The organism is Burkholderia sp. Se-20373 (assembly GCF_017104705.1).
Taxonomy (GTDB): domain Bacteria; phylum Pseudomonadota; class Gammaproteobacteria; order Burkholderiales; family Burkholderiaceae; genus Burkholderia.
Genome location: NZ_JAAGPH010000076.1, coordinates 19,611 through 37,388 on the forward strand (window position 1 = coordinate 19,611; position 17,778 = coordinate 37,388).

Genomic DNA, 17,778 nt, shown 5'->3' on the forward strand with positions numbered 1-17,778 from the left:
CGCCGCGCCGGCGGGCGCGGCTCATTGTCCGATGCGCGGCCCGAAAAGGAAAGCGCAGGCGCGGCGGCCGCGCTTTCCGGCTGGGTCAGGCCGCGTTCGGCTCGGCGTTCTGCCGGTTCGCGGCGCCGCGCAGCGGCGGCAACGGCTCGACCTTGCCGACGATGAACAAATACGACAGCGCGCCGACCACGCACAAGGCACCCGCTACCGCGAGCGGCACGACGAACGAGCCCTTCGTGATCGACAGCATCACGCCCGTGAACGTCGTGATGAAAATTCCCGCGAGGTTGCCCGCGAAGTTCTGGATGCCGCCGAGCGATGCGACATGCGCGGGCGTCGGCGCGACTTCGCCGACGAGCGTCCACACGTTGGCGCCTGCAAACGACAGGCTCGCATACGCCAGCGCGAACAAACCGAGGCAGGCCCACACGTTCTCGACGAAGGCCGACAGCGCGATCGACGAAGACAGCAGCATGCCGAGCACGAGGCAGGTCTTGCGCGCGGCGGTCGCGCTCCAGCCGCGGCGGAACAGGCTGTCCGACACATAGCCGCCGAGCCAGCCGCCGGGAATCGCGAGCAGCGCGGGCAGCATGCCCCACGTGCCGAGCGACGCGAGCGAGAAGCCGCGCGACTGCAGCAGGTAGCTCGGGAACCACGTGATGAAGAAGTAGATCGCGAAGTTCAGGCAGAACAGGCCGATCATCATGCCCCACACGGTGCGGTAGCGGAACAGGTCGAGCCACGACACCTTCGGGCCATCGGTTGCGGCCGCAACGGTCGGGGCGCCGCGCTGCGCGAGCAGGGCATCGACGGCGTCGGGCGCGATCGCGCGATAGCGTTCCGGGTCGCGATAGATGAACCACCACGCCAGTGCCCACACGATGCCGATACCGCCCGTGATCACGAACGACCCGCGCCAGCCGACGATCGAGATCAGCCACGCGACGAGCGGCAGCGACAGCGCGGAGCCGACGCGCGAGCCGCTGTCGAAGATGCTGCTCGCGAGCCCGCGTTCGCTGCGCGGGAACCAGTTGAACGCGACCTTCGCGAACGACGGGATCGCGGCGGCTTCGCCGACGCCGAGCATCAGCCGGACGCCGACGAGTTGCGTGAGGCCGCGCGCGGCGCCCGTCGCGACGGTGAACACCGACCACCAGCCGACCGCGAGCGCGAGGCTCACGCGCACGCCGACCTTGTCGATGAACCAGCCGGCCGGCAGTTGCAGGAACGCGTAGGTCCAGAAGAATGCGCTCAGCACGAGCCCCATGCCGACCGCGTCGAGGCCGAGGTCGGCGCGGATGCTGGGCGCCGCGATCGCGAGGTTCGCGCGGTCGATGAAGTTGATGACGTTTGCGAGGAAGCACATGAGGATCATGGCCCATCGGATGCGTGGCATGCGGTGTCTCCGCGCGGAATGTCGTGACGGGCCGCCGGCGATCCGCAGCGCCGGCGGCCTCGATGGGCGGGTTATCGCGTGGCGTGCGACGGCGTGCGGTCGAACTTCGCGAGCGCTTCCCACAGGCCGTTCAGGTAGACCGCGCCGAGCGCGCGGTCGTAGAGGCCGTAGCCGGGCTTGCCCGTCTCGCCCCAGATCATGCGGCCGTGGTCGGGGCGCACGTAGCCGGTGAAGCCGGTGTCGTGGTACGCCTTCACGATCGCGGCGATGTCGAGCGAGCCGCAGCTCGACAGGTGGGCGGTTTCCTCGAAATCGCCGTTCGCGTCGACCTTCACGTTGCGGATGTGCGCGAAGTGGATGCGGCCCATCGCGCCGAATTCGCGCACGAGCGCCTCGACATCGTTCTGCGGGCCCGCGCCGAGCGAGCCCGAGCACAGCGTCAGCCCGTTCGCGGGCGTGTCGACGATGCGCACGATCCGCGCGAGATCGTCGCGGTTCTTCACGATGCGCGGCAGCCCGAAGATCGGGCGCGGCGGATCGTCGGGGTGGATCGCCATCTTCACGCCGGCTTCCTCGGCGACGGGGATGATCGCCTTCAGGAAGTATTCGAGGTTCGCCCACAGCGCGGCTTCGTCGACGTCGCGATACTCGGCGAGCAGCGCCTTCAACTGTTCGGGCCGGTAGCTCGAATCCCAGCCCGGCAGCGCGATGCCGTCGTCCGGATCGATCCGCTCGACCGCGTCGGTGCTGAACGCGAGGCAGGTCGAGCCGTCGTCGAGCGTCTTCGACAGCTCGGTGCGCGTCCAGTCGAACACGGGCATGAAGTTGTAGCAGATCACGCGCACACCGGCCGCGCCGAGATGGCGAATCGTCTGACGGTAGTGGTCGATCAGGCGGTCGCGGCCCGGCTTGCCGAGCTTGATGTCCTCGTGCACCGGTACCGACTCGACGACTTCGAACTGCAGGCCGGCGCGCTCGATCGTCGCCTTCAGTGCGTCGATCTTGTGCACGGGCCAGACTGCGCCCACCGGTTCGTCGTAGATCGCGGACACGATATGCGTGACGCCCGGGATCTGGCGGATGTATTGCAGCGAGACCGGATCGGACTCGCCGTACCAACGGAAAGACATCTTCACTGGAGCGGCTCCTGACGGGCGGTTGAGGCGTCGGACGGACGGGCGGCAGCGTGGCGGCCCCGTCTCCGGTGTGCGGATTATGATTGGTATGCCAGTTTGACGGGATAGTGGTTTACCAGTTGTCTCGATGGAACCCGGGCGTCAGCGCATCGCCGGAAAGGCATGCGTCGCACCAGCCAACATGCCGAATCGGAGGCGGTCTGAAATTGGTGTACCATTTTGGCGATCCGGCGCCGCGACGGCGCCGGCCAGCCTGTTGCGAGCCTTTCGATGACCGATCTTTCCAGCCTGCCCGCCAGCCGCGATACCGATGCCGCGGACCGCTCCTATATCGGCCTTGCGCGGCAGATTCACGCGATGGTGGCCGCCGGTGCGTTCGAGGCCGGCGCGCGGCTGCCGTCCGAGCGCAGCCTGGCCGACCAGTTCGGCGTGAGCCGCACGCAGGTGCGCGAGGCGATCATCGCGCTCGAGGTGCAGGGGATCGTCGAGGTGCGAATCGGTTCGGGCATCTACGTATCGGCGGCCGACGCCGCGCGGCCGGTGACGTTCGAGGTGCCGCGCGGCCCGGGGCCGATCGAGACGCTGCGCGCACGCGGGCTGATCGAGGCGGAAGTCGCGGCGCTCGCGGCGACCGAACGCAAGGATGCGGATCTCGACCGGCTGTTTTTCTCGCTGACGACGATGCGCGAGCAGATGGACGACAAGGCCGCGTACGACGCGGCCGATCGCCAGTTCCACCTGCGTATCGCGGAATCGACCGGCAACACGGTGCTGCTGCACATGGTCACCGCGATGTGGGACTGCGCGCGCAGCGATCCGCTGTGGGACAAGATCGAGGAGCATTTTCACTCGACCGCGCTGCGCGAGGCGTCGCAGGAAGATCACCAGCGGATCTTCGCGGCGATCATGGCGCGCGACGCCGCTGCGGCACGCGACGCGATGCGTGCGCACCTGTCGCGCGTGATCGCGGAGTTCACGCAGGCGTGGCGCTGACGCGCGTTCCGTCAGAGCAGGCACGCCGGCGTAACGTTCCCGTCATACGGCGGTGAGCAACGGCGCGTGCGCCTCCGTTGTACGGCTTCTTCCGATTGCGCGACCGTAGGTTTTATGGTCTCGTTGCGGGATATCGCATCGACTCGAAAAAGGACAGTCGAATGCAGCCGGGCGATTCACACGGGGTCCAATTGATCAGGGGAATAGGCGGACGTACACGCGTACGGTGCGCCGTGCGCCGGCTGCTTGTCATTTTGACGGCGGGCTTACTTGCCTCGGTGCTTCCCCCTGCGTTCGCCGCCTCTCCCGAAACCGTCAACGACACCGTGCTGCGTGTGCTCGCATGGCCCGGCTATGCGGACGACGATGTCGTCAGTGCGTTCGAGGCGCAATTTCACGCGCGCGTCGAAGTGACGTTCGTCGATTCCGACGAAGCACTGTGGACGCGCATGCACAGCGCGGCGCCGCCGCCGTACGACATACTGGCCGCGAATACGGCCGAGATCCAGCGCTATGCGCACGAACGCCTGCTCGCGCCGATCGACCTGTCGCGCATCCCGAACCGGCGGCGGCAGTTGCCGAACTTCCAGCAACTCGCGGCGATCGACGGGCTCGTTGAAGCGGGCGCCCCGTATGCGATTCCGTTCACGTATTCGTCGATGGGGCTGATCTACGACCGCAAGCAGGTGCCGGCCGCGCCGCGCTCGATGCGGGAGATGTGGAATCCGCGCTACCGCGGCAAGGTGCTCGACTTCAACAGCGCGCAGCATAATTTTTCGTTCACGGCGCTGGCGCTCGGCTATCGCGATCCGTTTCGCCTGTCGCCCGCGCAGACGCTCGCCGTCGCGCACAAGCTGATCGACCTGCGCCGCAACCTGCTGACGTACTACACGCTTCCTGAAGAGGCGACCGCGTTGTTCGTCCGGCATCGTGCGGCGCTGATGTTCGGCAACTACGGCACGCAACAGGTCGAACTGCTGCGACGGGCCGGCGCGGACGTCGGCTACGTGATCCCGGATGAAGGCGCGCTCGCGTGGCTCGACTGCTGGGCCGTCACGCGCGGCGCGCAACATCCGGCGCTCGCGTTCGCCTGGATCAATTACATGCTCGAACCGGCGATCGGCGCGCTGCTGACCGAGCGCCAGGGCCTCGCGAACACGCTCGCACCACCGCCGGGCCTCGACACCGGGCACCAGCATCTCGTCTGGCTCCAGCCCGTCGAGGACATCGCGCGGCGCGAATCGCTGTGGAACCGCATCGTGTCGGGCGACCGGCCGGAGCGTTTCGGAAAATGATCCGGCTCGGGCTCACGTCGAAACTGTCGGTGCTGTTCGCCTGCATCGGCGTGATCGCGTCCGGCACGACCGGCTATTACGCGTATCGCGCAAACCGCACGATGCTCGTGCAGGAAGCGCAGCACAGCCTGCTGATGTCGACGCAACTGCTCGGGCAGCGCTTCACCACGGCGCTGTCCGACGTGTCGGACGATGCGCTCGTGCTCGCACAGTTGCCGTCGTGTGCCCGGGTCTCCGGGGGCGACAACCGGGATGGCGCGCCACGCGCACGGCTCGAGCAGGTGTTCTACAGCTTCATGAGAAATCACCCGGAGTACTTGCAGATCCGCCTGATCGCGCGCGGGGATTTCGGCCTCGAACGCATCCGCGTCGATCGCGATGCGCATGGCATCGTCGTCCTGCCGGACAGTGCGTTGCAGGAGAAAGGACAGTTTTCCTACGTATTCGATACGCTGGCCACGGCGCCCGGTCATATCTATCTGTCGCCGATCGTGATCAACCACGAGACGGGGGCGCACGCGGCCGAGGGGCTGCCGATCCTGCGCGTGGGCACGCCGGTCGTCGACGCGTCGGGCCAGACCGTGGGGGCGCTCGTCGTCGACGTCGAGCTGTCGCGCGTGTTCGACCGGCTCGAACGCGATCTGCCGGATGACTACGCGGTGTACCTCGCGAACGAGTGGGGCGATTTCCTCGTGCATCCCGATCCGGCGCAGACGTTCGGCTTCGATCGCGGCCGGCGCGTGCTGATGCAGGACCGCTTCGCCGTCACGCGTGCGCTGTTCGACAGCGCGCGCGCAAACGTTACCCTCAATGGCCTTGGCGACCCCGTCGCCGCGCCGGGGCAGATGTTCGCGTTCGTGCGCACGCCGTTCGGGCACGACGAGGGCAACCGCTTCGTCGTGCTCGGGATGGCGCGCCCGCTCGCGGATGTGTTGTCGCCGGCGGGCATGCTTGGCGAGCGGATCGTCCGGATGGTGCTGGTGTCGAGCGTGATGGCGGTGATCCTCGCGATCCTGTTCGCGCGTGCGATCACGCGGCCGCTGCAGACGCTCGCGCGCGCCGCGACGCACGTGTTCGACGATCCGGCCACCGAGCAGTTGCCGGTCGGGCGTGCCGACGAGATCGGCGTGCTCGCACGCTGTTTCGACAGCATGCGCGTCGAGATCCGCACGCAGGTCGCGATGTTGCGAGCGAAGCAACTGGAGCTCACGCACCTCGCCGGACACGATGCGCTGACCGAACTGCCGAACCGCCTGCTGTTCATGGAGCATCTCGATGCCGCGATCCGGCGTGCGGCCGCGCTGCACGAAGGGCTGGCCGTGATGTTCGTCGACCTCGACCGCTTCAAGCAGATCAACGACCAGCACGGACATTCGGCCGGCGACCGCACGCTCGTCGCGGTCGCCAAGCGGTTGAGCCTCGTGCTGCGTGGCGGCGACATGGTCGCGCGGCTCGGTGGCGACGAATTCATCGTGCTGATTACGGACGTGCGCTCACCGGCGGTGATCGGCGACGTCGCGTCGCGCATCCAGCGCGTGATGGACGAGGAACTGGAGTTCGGCGACCGGCGCGTGGCCGTCGGCGCGAGTATCGGCGTCAGCGAGTTTCCGGCTGACGGTGCGTCGGCCGAGGAACTGCTCGTCAAGGCCGATGCGGCGATGTACGCGGCGAAGGCGTCCGCGCAGCGCGCGTTCGTGCGCTATCAGGAACTGGTCGGCAACGGGAGCGGTGCAGGCAGCGGGACGGACGAAGCGGCCGGCCGGGTCGCGTCGGGCGGCGGCCGGTGACGGCCGCTCGCGGGTCCGCGCGTTGCAAACGCCACGAGCCCGTCGCAAGACGGGCTCGTGGCGGGTGCGGTCTGCGCGCGAACGCGCGCAGCGGCAGGCTTGCTTAGTGGCCGAAGTAGACCGAGTCGCGCGGGTTTTGCGCCTTGACGACCGGAGCGCCACCCTGGACGGTCGCGGCCGGTTGCGCACCGTAGCCGCTGTTGTCGGCACCTTGCACGCGGGCTTGCGCGGCCTGGATGTCGGCCGGGTAGTACGGGCTCGACTGGCTCGGCTTGTAGCCGGCGCTTTCGAGTTGGACCAGTTCATTGCGCACTTGAGCGCGGGTCACGGTGCTTTGGGCGAAGGCGCCGAACGAGGCGGACAGGGCGACAGCGGCAACGACTGCGGAAACGAGCGATTTCATGATGACCTCCGATGTTTTTGGCTTTCCGCGTTCGACACCATGTCGTAAGCGGTTGATTACATCGTAGGCGCCGATCGACCTAGGGTAAACGTGAGTTTTGGCGAAAGATCGTTGCAGCCGGGACAATAATTTCGAGATAAATGCCTTCCGTCCCTCATCGACGTTGTCGGATTTGCAAGGGAAAGGGAGGCGGATGCGCGCGCACGGACGGGCGCGCGCGGCGCAGGCGCGGGCGGAGAGGGGCGAACTGCGACGCTGCCGGATCAGACGTCGTCGTCGATTTCCTTGCGTTCGCGGCGCTCCTCGTTGCCGCGGCGCGCGCGCAGGCGCTGGCGCGACAGCACGGCGATCACCTGCTGGGTCGGTGCGCCGGACGGCAGTTCGTTGCGGATGCGATCGGGCACCATGGGCAGGCCCGCGCGCTGCCGGCGCAGCGCCTTGGCGATTGCCCGGCGGCATTCGTCACCGTGGCAATCCCATTCATCGCGGATTCTCTGGCAATAACGGCATTGTTCCATCGGGACAGTCTAACGCGTCTTCGGGAGCGGGGCTGAACGCTTGCCCCGAAGCGTCACGGGTTGGCTGCGGCATCGGCGAGCGCTTTCGCATGCGACTGGAAGCGTCGGTGCTCTTCCGGCGGCACGAGCGAGCCGCCCGTCGCCCAGATGACGTGCGTCGACCGGCGCAGGTCGATCGCATGGCGATGCACGTAGTCGCGGCCGGCCGGGGACGCCGTCAGCCAGCCGGGGCCACTGACGGCGGCAGCGGCCGACGGTTCGAGTTCCACGCCCGTCGCGCGCTGAACCGCGAGCAACTGGGCGTAGAGCTGCGCGTCGCTGACGGTGAACACGCCTGAAAGCAGCGACGCCATCAGCGGGCTGACGAGGTGCGATGCCTGTGCGACGGCCAGGCCGTCGGCCTCGGTCCGGTTGTCGAGCCCCACGTCGTAGACGGACACGGGCTTGCCGGGGCCGGCGGCCAACTGAACCAGCATGCACGGCGACGCGACGGGTTCGGCAAAGAAGCAATGCACGTGTTCGCCGAACAGCGCCTTGAGGCCATACGCGATGCCGCCCGGTGCGCCGCCGACCCCGCACGGGATATGAACGAAGAGCGGATGCGTCGCGTCCACGCGGCGGCCCGCGTCGGCGAGCTGCGCGGCGAGATGCCGGGCGCTGGCCGCGTAGCCGAGGAACAGCATCAGCGAGCCTTCGTCGTCGACGAAATGGCGGCGCGGCTGATCGCGTGCCTGCGCGCGTCCGGCCGCGACGGCTTGCGCGTAGTCGCCGTCATGTTCGATCACGCGAACGCCGCGCTTTCTCAGGCGCGCCTTCTTCCATGGCTTCGCGTCGGTCGACATGTGCACGACCGATTCGAACCCCAGCGCGGCGGCCATCACGCCGATGCTCAGGCCGAGATTGCCGGTGCTGCCGACGATGACGGTGTGCGCGGCAAACCGTTCGCGTGCGGCGGCCGATGCGAGGATCCGCCGGTCGCCCGCGGGATCGAGCAACCCGTGTTCGATCGCGATCGACTCCGCGAGCGCGAGCACTTCATGAAAGCCGCCGCGCGCCTTGATCGAACCGGCGATCGGCAACGCGTCGTCGCGCTTGATGAACCAGGCGCCGTGTGCGTCTGCCGGGAGCGCCAGCCTGCGCGGCAGGTCGTCTGCCGGCATCAGCGGCGATTCGATTTTTCCCGCGCTTGCCGCGAGTTCGGGAAACAGCGCGGCCATCAGCGGTTCGCAGCGCGCCAGCCGCGCTTCGGCCATCGCTATGGCGCCGAGCCCCGGCGCGTCGTGCGGCAACGGGCTGCCGGCATGGGGATTCAGCCACAGTAGCGGGTGGCGGGATTGCAGTCTGGCTAATAGATCGGCGGGCTGGAGTGTGATGGTCATGGATCGGTATTGCATCGGATAAACGAGAGTGCTGGCCGAAATGCTACGATCCGGGAAGCCTGCGCAAAAGCGCCGATTTCTAATGAATGCATTAGCCTGACTGATATCCATGCGACTCGACGGTTCGATCCTCGGTGCGTTGCTCTGCTTTGAAACGGCCGGCCGGTTGCTGAGCTTCACGAAGACGGCACAGGCGTTCAACCTGACGCAAAGTGCCGTGAGCCAGCAGATCCGGAACCTCGAGGACCGGCTCGGCTATCCGCTGTTCGTGCGCCAGGCGCGCGGACTGAAGCTGACCGAGAAGGGCGCAATCCTGCTCGGGACGATGTCGAGCGCGTTCGTCGACATCAACCGCACGCTTCAGGCGCTTGGCACGTCGGATGCCCCGCTGCAGGTCAGCTGCCTGCCTTCGCTCGCGCTGCAGTGGCTGATGCCGCGCCTGTCCGAATTTCACCGGCAGCAGCCGAACGTGCCGGTTCGCGTGAGGGCCGAATTTCAGGTGCTGGATCGCCAGGCCATGGAGACCGACGACATCGATGTCGCGGTGCGCTACGACCCGGTGCAATACGATCGGCTGCATGCCGAGGCCATCCTCGACGAAATCCTGTTTCCGGTCGCCACGCCGGCGTATCTGGCGCAGCATCCGGCTTTTGCCCGCGGCGAATCGCTGGACGGCGTCGTCCTGCTGCACGACGCCGCCCCGTGGGGCGGCGCGCCCGAGTTCGTGGAGTGGCGCACGTGGCTCGAGGAAGTCCGTCCGGCGTGGACGGTGCACCTTGACGGCCCGCAGTTCAACTTCTCCAGCCTGGCGATCACGGCCGCGCTGAACCATCAGGGTGTCGCGATGGGGCGCGCCGCGCTCGTGCACGACGAGATGGCGAGCGGGCGGCTCGTGGATGTCTTCGGCAGGCACGTGCGTGCGCCGGCGCGCTACATGCTGTTGTCACGCGATCCCGACGATCCGCGTACCGAGGCGTTTTCGAATTGGCTCAAGGCCGAATGCGCGCGCTTCGACGCCGCGCGTTCACATCTGCTTTCGAACGGAAGCGGACGCGGGTAGTCGACGCTGTCGGGCAGATGGATCGGAATGCGAAGCAGTCGCGTGACGAATATGGATGCAAGCTACATTTTCCCGTCCGTCTCCATACGGATGGCTTGCGCGTGGATGGGGCGGGCACGCGTTAACTGAGTTGCCAGATGCCCCAGACGGCGATCAACAGGCCAACGCCGAGTCCGCAGCCGAGCAATACGTAGGTTTCCATGTCATGCCTCTGAAAGCATGGCAGCGCCGATGCGGGCATCAGCGAGCAGCCAAGTCGGTGACGTATCGTTCGGCCCGTCGGGCGGGGCGATACGCCGGGTCCGCGAATACTACGCTTCGCAGCTTTCAGAACGCATGCGCGATCGACGGCTGTGCGCCATCTCCTGGTTCTTGCCCGTATGCGCGTTGTTCATCTGCGTGACGTGCGAGCCACCATGCCGGAACACGCCCGATTTCCAGATCATCTGCGATGCCGCGACGAGCACGAACAGCAGCACGACCATCCGGAAGATCTTCGGCGACATCTTGTCCCGCAGCGGGCGGACGAGCCACATGCCGGCAATCGCCGGCAGGCTCGCCGCCGCCGAGATCGCGAGGTCGGCGCCGCTTGCATGCGCGGCGCCGCTGAACGTCGTGATCAGCGTGACGATCGACACGACGAGGATGATCGCGATCTGCTTCGTGAAGACGCGCCCGGTCGCGCCGGACGAAATCAGGTAGGTGGCGAGCAGCGGGCCCGGAACCGACGCAATGCTCTCCATCAGCGCCGCACCGAAGCCGAGCGCGAAACCGACGGGCTTCCGCCATGCTTCCGGCAGGTTGAGTTTCGGCGCGGCGAGCATCAGCGCCGCGGCCACGATCAGCAGCGCGCCGGACGCCGCCTGCGCGTGCCCCGGATTGAGCGACAGCAGGATCGCCACGCCGACGATATTGCCGATCACGGTGCCCGCGATCGGCGCGGCGATCTTGCGTGCCGTCGCCAGCAGCTGGCCGCCTTCCAGCGCTTGTGGAATGTTGCCGAGGATGATCGGCATCGACAGCAGCAGCACCGCATGCCGGATCGGCAGGAACTGGCTGAGTATCGGCATCGCGATCAGCGGCACGCCGATGCCCGTGATCCCCTTGGCCATGCCGCCCAGCAATAGCGCGATGGCGATGCCGCCCAGCTCGAACGCGCTGAGCCCCTGCAGGCTGGAGACCAGCACCCCTTCGGTCAGATTGAAATGCATCATGGAATGGCATGTCGCGGCATATCCGGCAGCGAGCGCTGTCGATGGCGCCCGTGGCGGTCGCGTGTGTCTGGCACGCATGTGTTCTGGATCGGCTCGAACCGGAAGTCGATCGCGTGGCGCCGCGCCGTTGTGCGGCCGGGACCGCCGGCAATCGACAGGCAGTTCGACGGTGCATCTTACCTGATGCGTTGCGAAGGACAGTCGGCACTGGCCGCGGCGCGTCACGGCGCGCGTCGACGTGATCATTTTCGCGGTTCAATATAATTCATGACGGTTCGTCATTTCATGTGCGGTTTTCATATCTTTGAACGAGGAGGCGTCGATGACGCTGGCCCAGTTGCAGGCCCTGGCGGCCGTGGTCGAACTCGGCTCGCTCACGGCTGCGGCCGATCGGTTGAGCCGCAGTCAATCCGCGATCAGTCATGCATTGACGGAGCTGGAAGACCTCACGGAGGTCAAGCTGCTGTGGCGCGACCGGCAGCCGGTCGTCCTGACGGCGGCGGGCGAACGCCTGTGGCCGTATGTCCAGAACGTGGTGCGGGAAGCGCAGCTGCTGCGCCAGCAGTTCAGCCTGTCGCGCGGCAAGCTCGAAGGGAAGCTGGTGGTCGCGTCGTTGCCGAGCGTGTCGCTCGCGTTCGTCGTGCCCGCGCTCGAGGCGTTGAAGGACATGCACCAGGGCGTGTCGGCGGTGCTGCTCGAAGGCACGGACAGCGAAGTCGAAGGGTGGATCGACGACGGTACGGCCGACGTCGGCGTGGTGGCCGGCACGAAGACGTTCGCACACAATCTGCCGCTCCTCGACGAGGATTTTGTCGCGGTGGCGGCCGACGGCATGTTCGCCGGCCGCAAGAGCGTGTCGGCCAAGCAGTTGTCCACGGCGCCGTTCATCTTCTCGAAGGCAGGGTGCGGGCCGGTGATCGCGGATTACTTCGCACGCGGCGAGGTGCCGCTGCGGGCCGCGTTCAACGTGGTCGAGATGCGGACCATTCTGTCGATGGCCGAGGCCGGCATGGGCGTGTCGATCGTGCCGCGCATCACGCTCACGTACACGCCGTTCGGCGGTCGCGTACTGGCGTTGTCGCCCAGGCTGCATCGCTCGGTGCGGTTGTCGTGGAATACGGCCGGCAACGCGGTCGCAGACGAGTTCGTGCGGCTCGTCGACGCGCAACGCGCGAAGGCGGCGAAGGCGGTCAACGCACGTGCGAGAAAGGCCAGGTAACGAGCGGCTTCAGCGATGAACAGCGCTCATGGGAGGCTTGAAGTTTATTCAAGCCGATGGCAGTCGAGATGCAATACATTGTTCGAACTCGCCCCTGACCGCTTCGTCCCGAAGGAGATTGCCGTGCCGGCCTTGCCCACCTTGCTTGCTTTCGGACTCGTGTCGCTCGGCATGGTGCTGACACCCGGGCCGAACATGATCTACCTGGTGTCACGCTCGATCTGCCAGGGCCGCCGTGCCGGGCTGGTGTCGCTCGGCGGCGTCGCGCTGGGGTTCGTGTTCTACATGGTGTGCGCGGCGCTCGGCATCACCGCGCTGGTGATGGCCGTGCCGTATGCGTACGACGCGTTGCGCTTCGCCGGCGCGCTTTATCTGGCGTATCTGGCGTGGCAGGCGCTGAAGCCGGGCGGCCGCTCGGCATTCCAGGTCAGGCAGTTGCCGCACGACAGCCGGGCCAGGCTGTTCACGATGGGCTTCGTCACGAACCTCGCGAATCCGAAGATCGCGGTGATGTATCTGTCGCTTTTGCCGCAGTTCATTTCGCCGGGGCACGGCAGCGTGCTCGCGCAATCGCTGGCGCTCGGCTGCGTGCAGATCGCGGTGAGCGTCAGCGTGAATGCGCTGATTGCCTGCATGGCAGGCGGCATCGCGGGCTTTCTGGCGGGGCGGCCGGTCTGGGCGTCGGCCCAGCGCTGGTTGATGGGTACGGTGCTGGCCGGGCTGGCCGTGCGTATCGCACTCGAGTCGCGCTAGCGCGCATGGTTGACGGTAGGCATGGCCGCCGGAGGATTTTCCAGCGGCATCGCAACGCAAGCGCCCGGCATCGTCAGCCCTGGCAGTTGCCCTGCGCTTCGTTGCCGACCCGGACAGGTGCGACTTTTTCACGACGCCGGCCGCGCGTCGCGAGCCAGCACAGGATCGACCCGCCGCACACCATCAATGCGCCTTGCCAGAATTCGATTGACAGCGGCGCGTGCAGCAGCGTCGCGGCGAGCAGGGCGGCGAGCACCGGGGTGAAGTACGACGCGCCGACGATGACCGTCACGTTGCCGTGCATGATGCCGGTGTTCCAGGCCGCATAGCCGAACCCCAGCGCGGAGGCTGCCAGCACGATGTAGAAGACCGCATGCAGGCTGAACGCCATGCCGCCGCCGCCTTCGATCGCGAACTTGATCCAGAGCGCCAGCGCCACCAGCATGAAGAACGGCGTGACGCCGTTCTTGCCGTCGGCGAGGCGCGCCGTCACCGTGCAATAGCCGGCCCAGATCAGCGCGCCGAAAAACGCGAGGCCGTAGCTCAGCGGATTGTCCGCGACGTTGTGCAGCATGCCGGCCGGGTCGAGGCCCCGGTCGCCGCCGAGCACCCGGCAGATTCCGAGCATCGACAGCAGGACGCCGGGCACGACCAGCAGGTTGGTGCGCTGCTTGTTGAACACGATCGCCGCGACCAGCGTGAAGCTCGGCCACAGATAGTTGACCATCGCGACTTCGATCGCCTGCTGGCCGCTGCTGGCATAACCGATCGACAGCGCCAGGCACAGCTCGTACGCGATGAACAGCAGCCCGCCCCACAGCAGATACTTTTTCGGGAATTGGCTGAGATCGGGGAAGCCGATCGTCAACAGCAGAAGCGCGGATGCGACCGTATAGATCATCGCGGCGCCGCCGGTCGCGCCGAGGCTTTCGCTCACGCCACGAACGAGGGCGACCACGGAGGCCCACAACAACACCGCGCCGAGCCCGGCGAGCGTGGCCTTATTCTTGCGCTTCATGCTTCCTGCCTGTTTCAACATGCCAATGCGAATTCGGATGATTCGGTTCCGCCTGCATGAGCCACGCGCGCATTCGGCATGCGGGACGGCCATTGCCGGCGAAAACGCGTAGTTTAACGGGGAGACGGAGAACAAGCAGCGGCGTCGGCGGTGATCCGCCCGGCGCTTGAGGCCGATCCGGGCGCGCATGGGCGTCCTGCGGCAACCGGTCACGCGTCTTCGATGCGCCAGGCCGCGCCGATTCCCGACAACGCGTGGCCAGTCGAGTCGAGCATCGCGTCCCGCGTCGGCCCGAGCGTCGTAACCAGGAAGAAACCGTCTTCGTCGGTCGACAGGTTGACCAGCGGCCAGCCGCCGGCGTCGCCGCGGACTTCGAGCTGACGGCGGTCGGGATCGATGTCGACGTCGTCGTGCGCTTGCCGCAACGCATTCGCGATGGCATCGAATGCGTCGGCCGACGGCGTCGTGTGGATGCGGTATTCGAAACTCATCGTCATGGGCCGGTGGGCGAGGCGCGCAGTCCAACGCGTGGCATCGCGCGACGTCCCGCAACGGCACTCCATCCGGCGCCCGCCGCAACGGGCGCCCGCCCGGTTACCGCTCGTTACGTTTCTTGCTCAGCTCGATCGTCTCGAACAGTTCGTAGTCGGCGGTCGGGTGCTGGTCGGCGCCCGGCGCGTGGTAGTAGCGCATCGTGATCGTCGTGTGCCCGCCCGGCTTGCCCGGGTCGTGGTCGAACACAGCGATCCCGTAGCCCGTGCCCGTATCGCGGCGCGCGGACCAGATCGCATCCTCGAGCGCATCGGCCGGCGCGCGCACGAACGTATTCGGCGCCGTGCCCGGCACCGGCCGGTTCGGCTTCGTGAACACCTTCGCCCGCGCAAAGCCGGTGGCCGGGTTCTCGCCGTACACGTCGAGCGGCGCGCTGGTGCCGCCGCCGCCGAGGATCAGGTGGATCGTGCCGTGGCTCGTGTCGAACGTCGTGCGGTCCGGGTCGTTCGAGCCGACCGGGCGCGGCTGCAGCGTCTCGACGACTTCACCGGTCGTCGCATCGACGCCCGCGCGGTGATTGCAGCCGCGCACCGGATAGCTGCGCTCGTAGTCGTGATCGTGGCCGCACAGCACGAGGTCGACGCCGTAACGGTCGAACAGCGGCAGCCAGGCTTCGCGAATGCCCTTGTCGGAACCGTTGCCCGTCTTCGACGAGCTGAGCGCATCCTGGTGCATCTGCACGACGATCCAGTCGATGTCGTCGTCATGCGCGGCATGACGCAGCGTGTGTTCGAGCCAGCGCGTCTGCTCGCCGTTGCTGTAGCCGCGCACGTAGAACGACGTGCCGGGCTCGATCGGCGGGCGGCCCGTGCTCGCGGCCGGCACGAGAGGCGCGGGGCCGCCGACGAACGCGGCGGCGTCCTGATACACGACATCGTCCGCGTCGAGCGAGACGAACAGCACCGAGCTCACGCGGAAGCTGTACCAGCGGCCCTGGAAGCGCGTGCCGTTCTCCGGCAGCGTATAGCGCGCGAGATACGAGTCGAGCCCCTGCGGGCCGTTGTTGAACTCGATCTCGTGATTGCCCGGGCACGGCATCCACGGACGATTCGCGGCCGAGGTCTGGTTGTTGTTGCCGAAATCGCGCCACACCTCGGGCTGGTGCGCGGGGTTCAGGTTCGCATAGCAGAGATCGCCGTTCAGCAGGTGGAACAGCGGCTGGAACTGCTCGACGGCCTGCACCGCGAAGCGGCTCTGCGGCGAGGACAGCACCCACGCGCCGTTCGGCGTCGCGAGGTCGCCGTAGCTCGTGAAGCGGAACGGTGCGCGGCCGCGCGGCGCGGTCGAGAAATGCGCGGAGAACGGCTGCGCGGCGTTGCTGTCGTTGTCGGCCGTGATCTCGTAGCGGTAGCGCGTATTCGGCTTCACGCCGTGCACGCGTGCGTGGTACGCGAATACCGTCTCGCCGTTCAGGCCGTCGGTGTACAGGCGCTGGACGCCGTGCACGGTGCGCGCCGGCTCGCCATCGGCGACGATGCGCGCGCGCGGATTGACGGCCGGCGCGAGCGAGGCCCACGAGATCACGACTTCCGACGTCGGGTCGTTGCCCCACGTCAGGTGCACCTGTTCCGGCGTGCCGTCCGGGTTCGACGCGGCGGCCCTGGCGGCCGCGAGGCCACCGGCGGCGGTGGCGAGGCCGGATACGCCGGCGAGTTTCAGGAAGCCGCGACGCGACACGGACGCGGCCGGCTCGTTCGGCTGGATCGGGGAGTTGTCCTGGTTCGACATGGTCGGTGTTTTCGTGGGTGGAGACGCGAGAGGTGGAACCGCCTGGCCGCGCGCGAGCGTGACCAGTGCGTGCGCCGGAAACGAGCGGGATCCCGGTGCGAGACATTGTCGAAGGGCAGTTTTGCCGGGTTGTGACAGCAGGGCAACCCCGCGCGCGTGCTGGCACCTGTCCGAGTGTGCGCATCACGGCATCCGGCCCGTGCCGGCGCGCATCCGGCTCGACCGGAATTTATTTGCAGAAGCCGCGACGGATTCCGTTCGCCCGCGCCGTTTAACGCATGAACGGCCGCTTCCGGTCGATACCCGCTACTTCGGAGTCTTACATGAAGCTTTCCATCCCATTGCGGTTCGCAGCGGCATGCGTGGCCGCGCTGGCTGCGTCGGCCGCCTTCGCGCAGGCCGTCATCGTCGCGCCTTACGCGCCGCCGGCGCCTCGCGTCGAAGTGATGCCGGCGCCGCGCGCGGGCTACGTATGGGACCAAGGCCACTGGCACTGGCGGCAGGGCCGCTACGTGTGGATTCCGGGCCACTGGCAAGTGGTGCGCGTCGGCTATCACTGGGTGCCGGGCCACTGGGCCGCGCGCGGGCCGGCCTGGCGCTGGGTGCCGGGTCACTGGGCCTGATGCGCATGCCGCCGCACGGCACACGATGCCGGCGCGGCGGCGCCTTCCCGCAACGTCATGAGGCGCAGCCATGCCTGTTCGAACCGTGGTGATACTCGCGGCCGCAGTGGTCGTGCTGGCCGGCTGTATCGTGGTGCCGGCGCGTCCGGCCTATTACCGGCCCGCGCCGGTCGTCGTATATTGAGCACGCCGGCCGCCGCGCGCGCAAACGGGCGGCCGGCGCCCGATCGACCCGATCGCCATGCAGCCTGAAACGGATGCCGATGAAACGGACCTTGCCGAGGCCGTGCGCGATGCGCGCGGCGATCCCGAACCGCCACTGGGGCGGGGCCGGTTAATGGCGCGGCGCATGCAAGGAGAGCACGACGATGAGCTTCAGTCTGCCGGCGGGCGCATCAACGAGCGCGCCGCGGCACAGACGCGCGATGCGCTGGAGCGCCCCGCGTTGAGCGACGGCGATCCGGACGCGGCCCTGGTCGCACGGGTCGGCGCGCGCGACGCGTCGGCCGTGCGCATGCTCGTCGCGCGCAAGCTGCCGCGGCTGCTCGCACTCGCGACGCGCATGCTCGGCGACCGCACGGAAGCCGAGGACGTCGCACAGGAGACGTTCTTGCGGATCTGGAAACAGGCGCCGGGCTGGCGCGAAGGCGAGGCACGGTTCGACACGTGGAGGAATCGCAGAGTGCTGAATCTATGCTACGAAC

General features: G+C 67.5%; 17 protein-coding genes. 8 read left to right on the top strand and 9 right to left on the bottom strand.

Features of this window, described 5'->3' with window-relative positions:
- Window positions 1-85: 85 nt before the first annotated feature.
- On the bottom strand, window positions 86-1,396 hold the full coding sequence (locus G3N96_RS23100; protein WP_206138581.1) for an MFS transporter: 1,311 nt from the start codon (window positions 1,394-1,396) through the stop codon (window positions 86-88).
- 71 nt (window positions 1,397-1,467) lie between these two features.
- Complete coding sequence (gene uxuA, locus G3N96_RS23105; RefSeq protein WP_185634124.1) at window positions 1,468-2,532, bottom strand: mannonate dehydratase; 1,065 nt, start codon at window positions 2,530-2,532, stop codon at window positions 1,468-1,470.
- A 270-nt stretch (window positions 2,533-2,802) separates the two neighbouring features.
- Between uxuA and G3N96_RS23110 the strand changes: the two genes are divergently transcribed.
- The 3 genes from G3N96_RS23110 (at window position 2,803) to G3N96_RS23120 (ending at window position 6,607) form a co-directional block, all read left to right on the top strand.
- Window positions 2,803-3,525: an FCD domain-containing protein gene (locus G3N96_RS23110; protein WP_124577172.1), complete on the top strand. Its 723-nt coding sequence runs from the start codon at window positions 2,803-2,805 to the stop codon at window positions 3,523-3,525.
- A 161-nt stretch (window positions 3,526-3,686) separates the two neighbouring features.
- Window positions 3,687-4,820: an extracellular solute-binding protein gene (locus G3N96_RS23115; RefSeq protein WP_124577170.1), complete on the top strand. Its 1,134-nt coding sequence runs from the start codon at window positions 3,687-3,689 to the stop codon at window positions 4,818-4,820.
- Window positions 4,817-6,607 carry a GGDEF domain-containing protein gene (locus G3N96_RS23120; protein ID WP_206138582.1) on the top strand — a complete coding sequence of 597 codons (1,791 nt, stop codon included), beginning with the start codon at window positions 4,817-4,819 and terminating at the stop codon, window positions 6,605-6,607. The genes G3N96_RS23115 and G3N96_RS23120 overlap by 4 nt, the downstream gene beginning before the upstream one ends.
- Before the next feature lie 103 nt (window positions 6,608-6,710).
- On the opposite strand, the gene G3N96_RS23125 is transcribed toward G3N96_RS23120, so the two are convergent.
- From G3N96_RS23125 to G3N96_RS23135, 3 genes are all read right to left on the bottom strand, one after another.
- A complete protein-coding gene (locus tag G3N96_RS23125; RefSeq protein ID WP_124577165.1) occupies window positions 6,711-7,010 on the bottom strand; it encodes a DUF4148 domain-containing protein in 300 nt (99 codons plus the stop codon).
- A gap of 263 nt (window positions 7,011-7,273) precedes the next feature.
- Window positions 7,274-7,528 (bottom strand): hypothetical protein, encoded by a 255-nt coding sequence (locus tag G3N96_RS23130; protein ID WP_027791787.1) that lies wholly within the window; start codon window positions 7,526-7,528, stop codon window positions 7,274-7,276.
- Between the two features lie 53 nt (window positions 7,529-7,581).
- Window positions 7,582-8,907, bottom strand: a complete 1,326-nt coding sequence (locus G3N96_RS23135) for a D-serine ammonia-lyase (RefSeq protein WP_241022785.1) — start codon at window positions 8,905-8,907, stop codon at window positions 7,582-7,584.
- A 103-nt stretch (window positions 8,908-9,010) separates the two neighbouring features.
- On the opposite strand from G3N96_RS23135, the gene G3N96_RS23140 reads away from it, so the two are divergent.
- On the top strand, window positions 9,011-9,967 hold the full coding sequence (locus G3N96_RS23140; protein WP_206138586.1) for a LysR substrate-binding domain-containing protein: 957 nt from the start codon (window positions 9,011-9,013) through the stop codon (window positions 9,965-9,967).
- 311 nt (window positions 9,968-10,278) lie between these two features.
- On the opposite strand, the gene G3N96_RS23145 is transcribed toward G3N96_RS23140, so the two are convergent.
- Window positions 10,279-11,181, bottom strand: a complete 903-nt coding sequence (locus tag G3N96_RS23145) for a sulfite exporter TauE/SafE family protein (protein WP_124577400.1) — start codon at window positions 11,179-11,181, stop codon at window positions 10,279-10,281.
- 322 nt (window positions 11,182-11,503) lie between these two features.
- Here G3N96_RS23145 and G3N96_RS23150 point away from each other — a divergent pair, with 322 nt between their 5' ends.
- On the top strand, window positions 11,504-12,400 hold the full coding sequence (locus G3N96_RS23150; RefSeq protein ID WP_124577161.1) for a LysR family transcriptional regulator: 897 nt from the start codon (window positions 11,504-11,506) through the stop codon (window positions 12,398-12,400).
- A gap of 123 nt (window positions 12,401-12,523) precedes the next feature.
- The gene (locus tag G3N96_RS23155; protein WP_069252952.1) at window positions 12,524-13,153 is read left to right on the top strand and encodes a LysE family translocator; all 630 of its coding nucleotides are present in this window, start codon (window positions 12,524-12,526) and stop codon (window positions 13,151-13,153) included.
- 73 nt (window positions 13,154-13,226) lie between these two features.
- On the opposite strand, the gene yddG is transcribed toward G3N96_RS23155, so the two are convergent.
- From yddG to G3N96_RS23170, 3 genes are all read right to left on the bottom strand, one after another.
- On the bottom strand, window positions 13,227-14,171 hold the full coding sequence (gene yddG / locus G3N96_RS23160) for an aromatic amino acid DMT transporter YddG (RefSeq protein ID WP_206138587.1): 945 nt from the start codon (window positions 14,169-14,171) through the stop codon (window positions 13,227-13,229).
- 209 nt (window positions 14,172-14,380) lie between these two features.
- The gene (locus G3N96_RS23165) at window positions 14,381-14,662 is read right to left on the bottom strand and encodes a hypothetical protein (RefSeq protein WP_241022787.1); all 282 of its coding nucleotides are present in this window, start codon (window positions 14,660-14,662) and stop codon (window positions 14,381-14,383) included.
- A gap of 103 nt (window positions 14,663-14,765) precedes the next feature.
- On the bottom strand, window positions 14,766-16,451 hold the full coding sequence (locus G3N96_RS23170) for a metallophosphoesterase family protein (protein ID WP_206138585.1): 1,686 nt from the start codon (window positions 16,449-16,451) through the stop codon (window positions 14,766-14,768).
- A gap of 323 nt (window positions 16,452-16,774) precedes the next feature.
- On the opposite strand from G3N96_RS23170, the gene G3N96_RS23175 reads away from it, so the two are divergent.
- Both G3N96_RS23175 and G3N96_RS23180 read left to right on the top strand, forming a co-directional pair.
- Entirely contained in the window at window positions 16,775-17,074 is a 300-nt protein-coding gene (locus tag G3N96_RS23175) for a YXWGXW repeat-containing protein (protein ID WP_089427339.1), read from the top strand.
- Window positions 17,075-17,315: 241 nt separating this feature from the next.
- On the top strand, window positions 17,316-17,778 hold a 463-nt coding region (locus tag G3N96_RS23180), incomplete at its 3' end, for a sigma factor (RefSeq protein ID WP_277399452.1).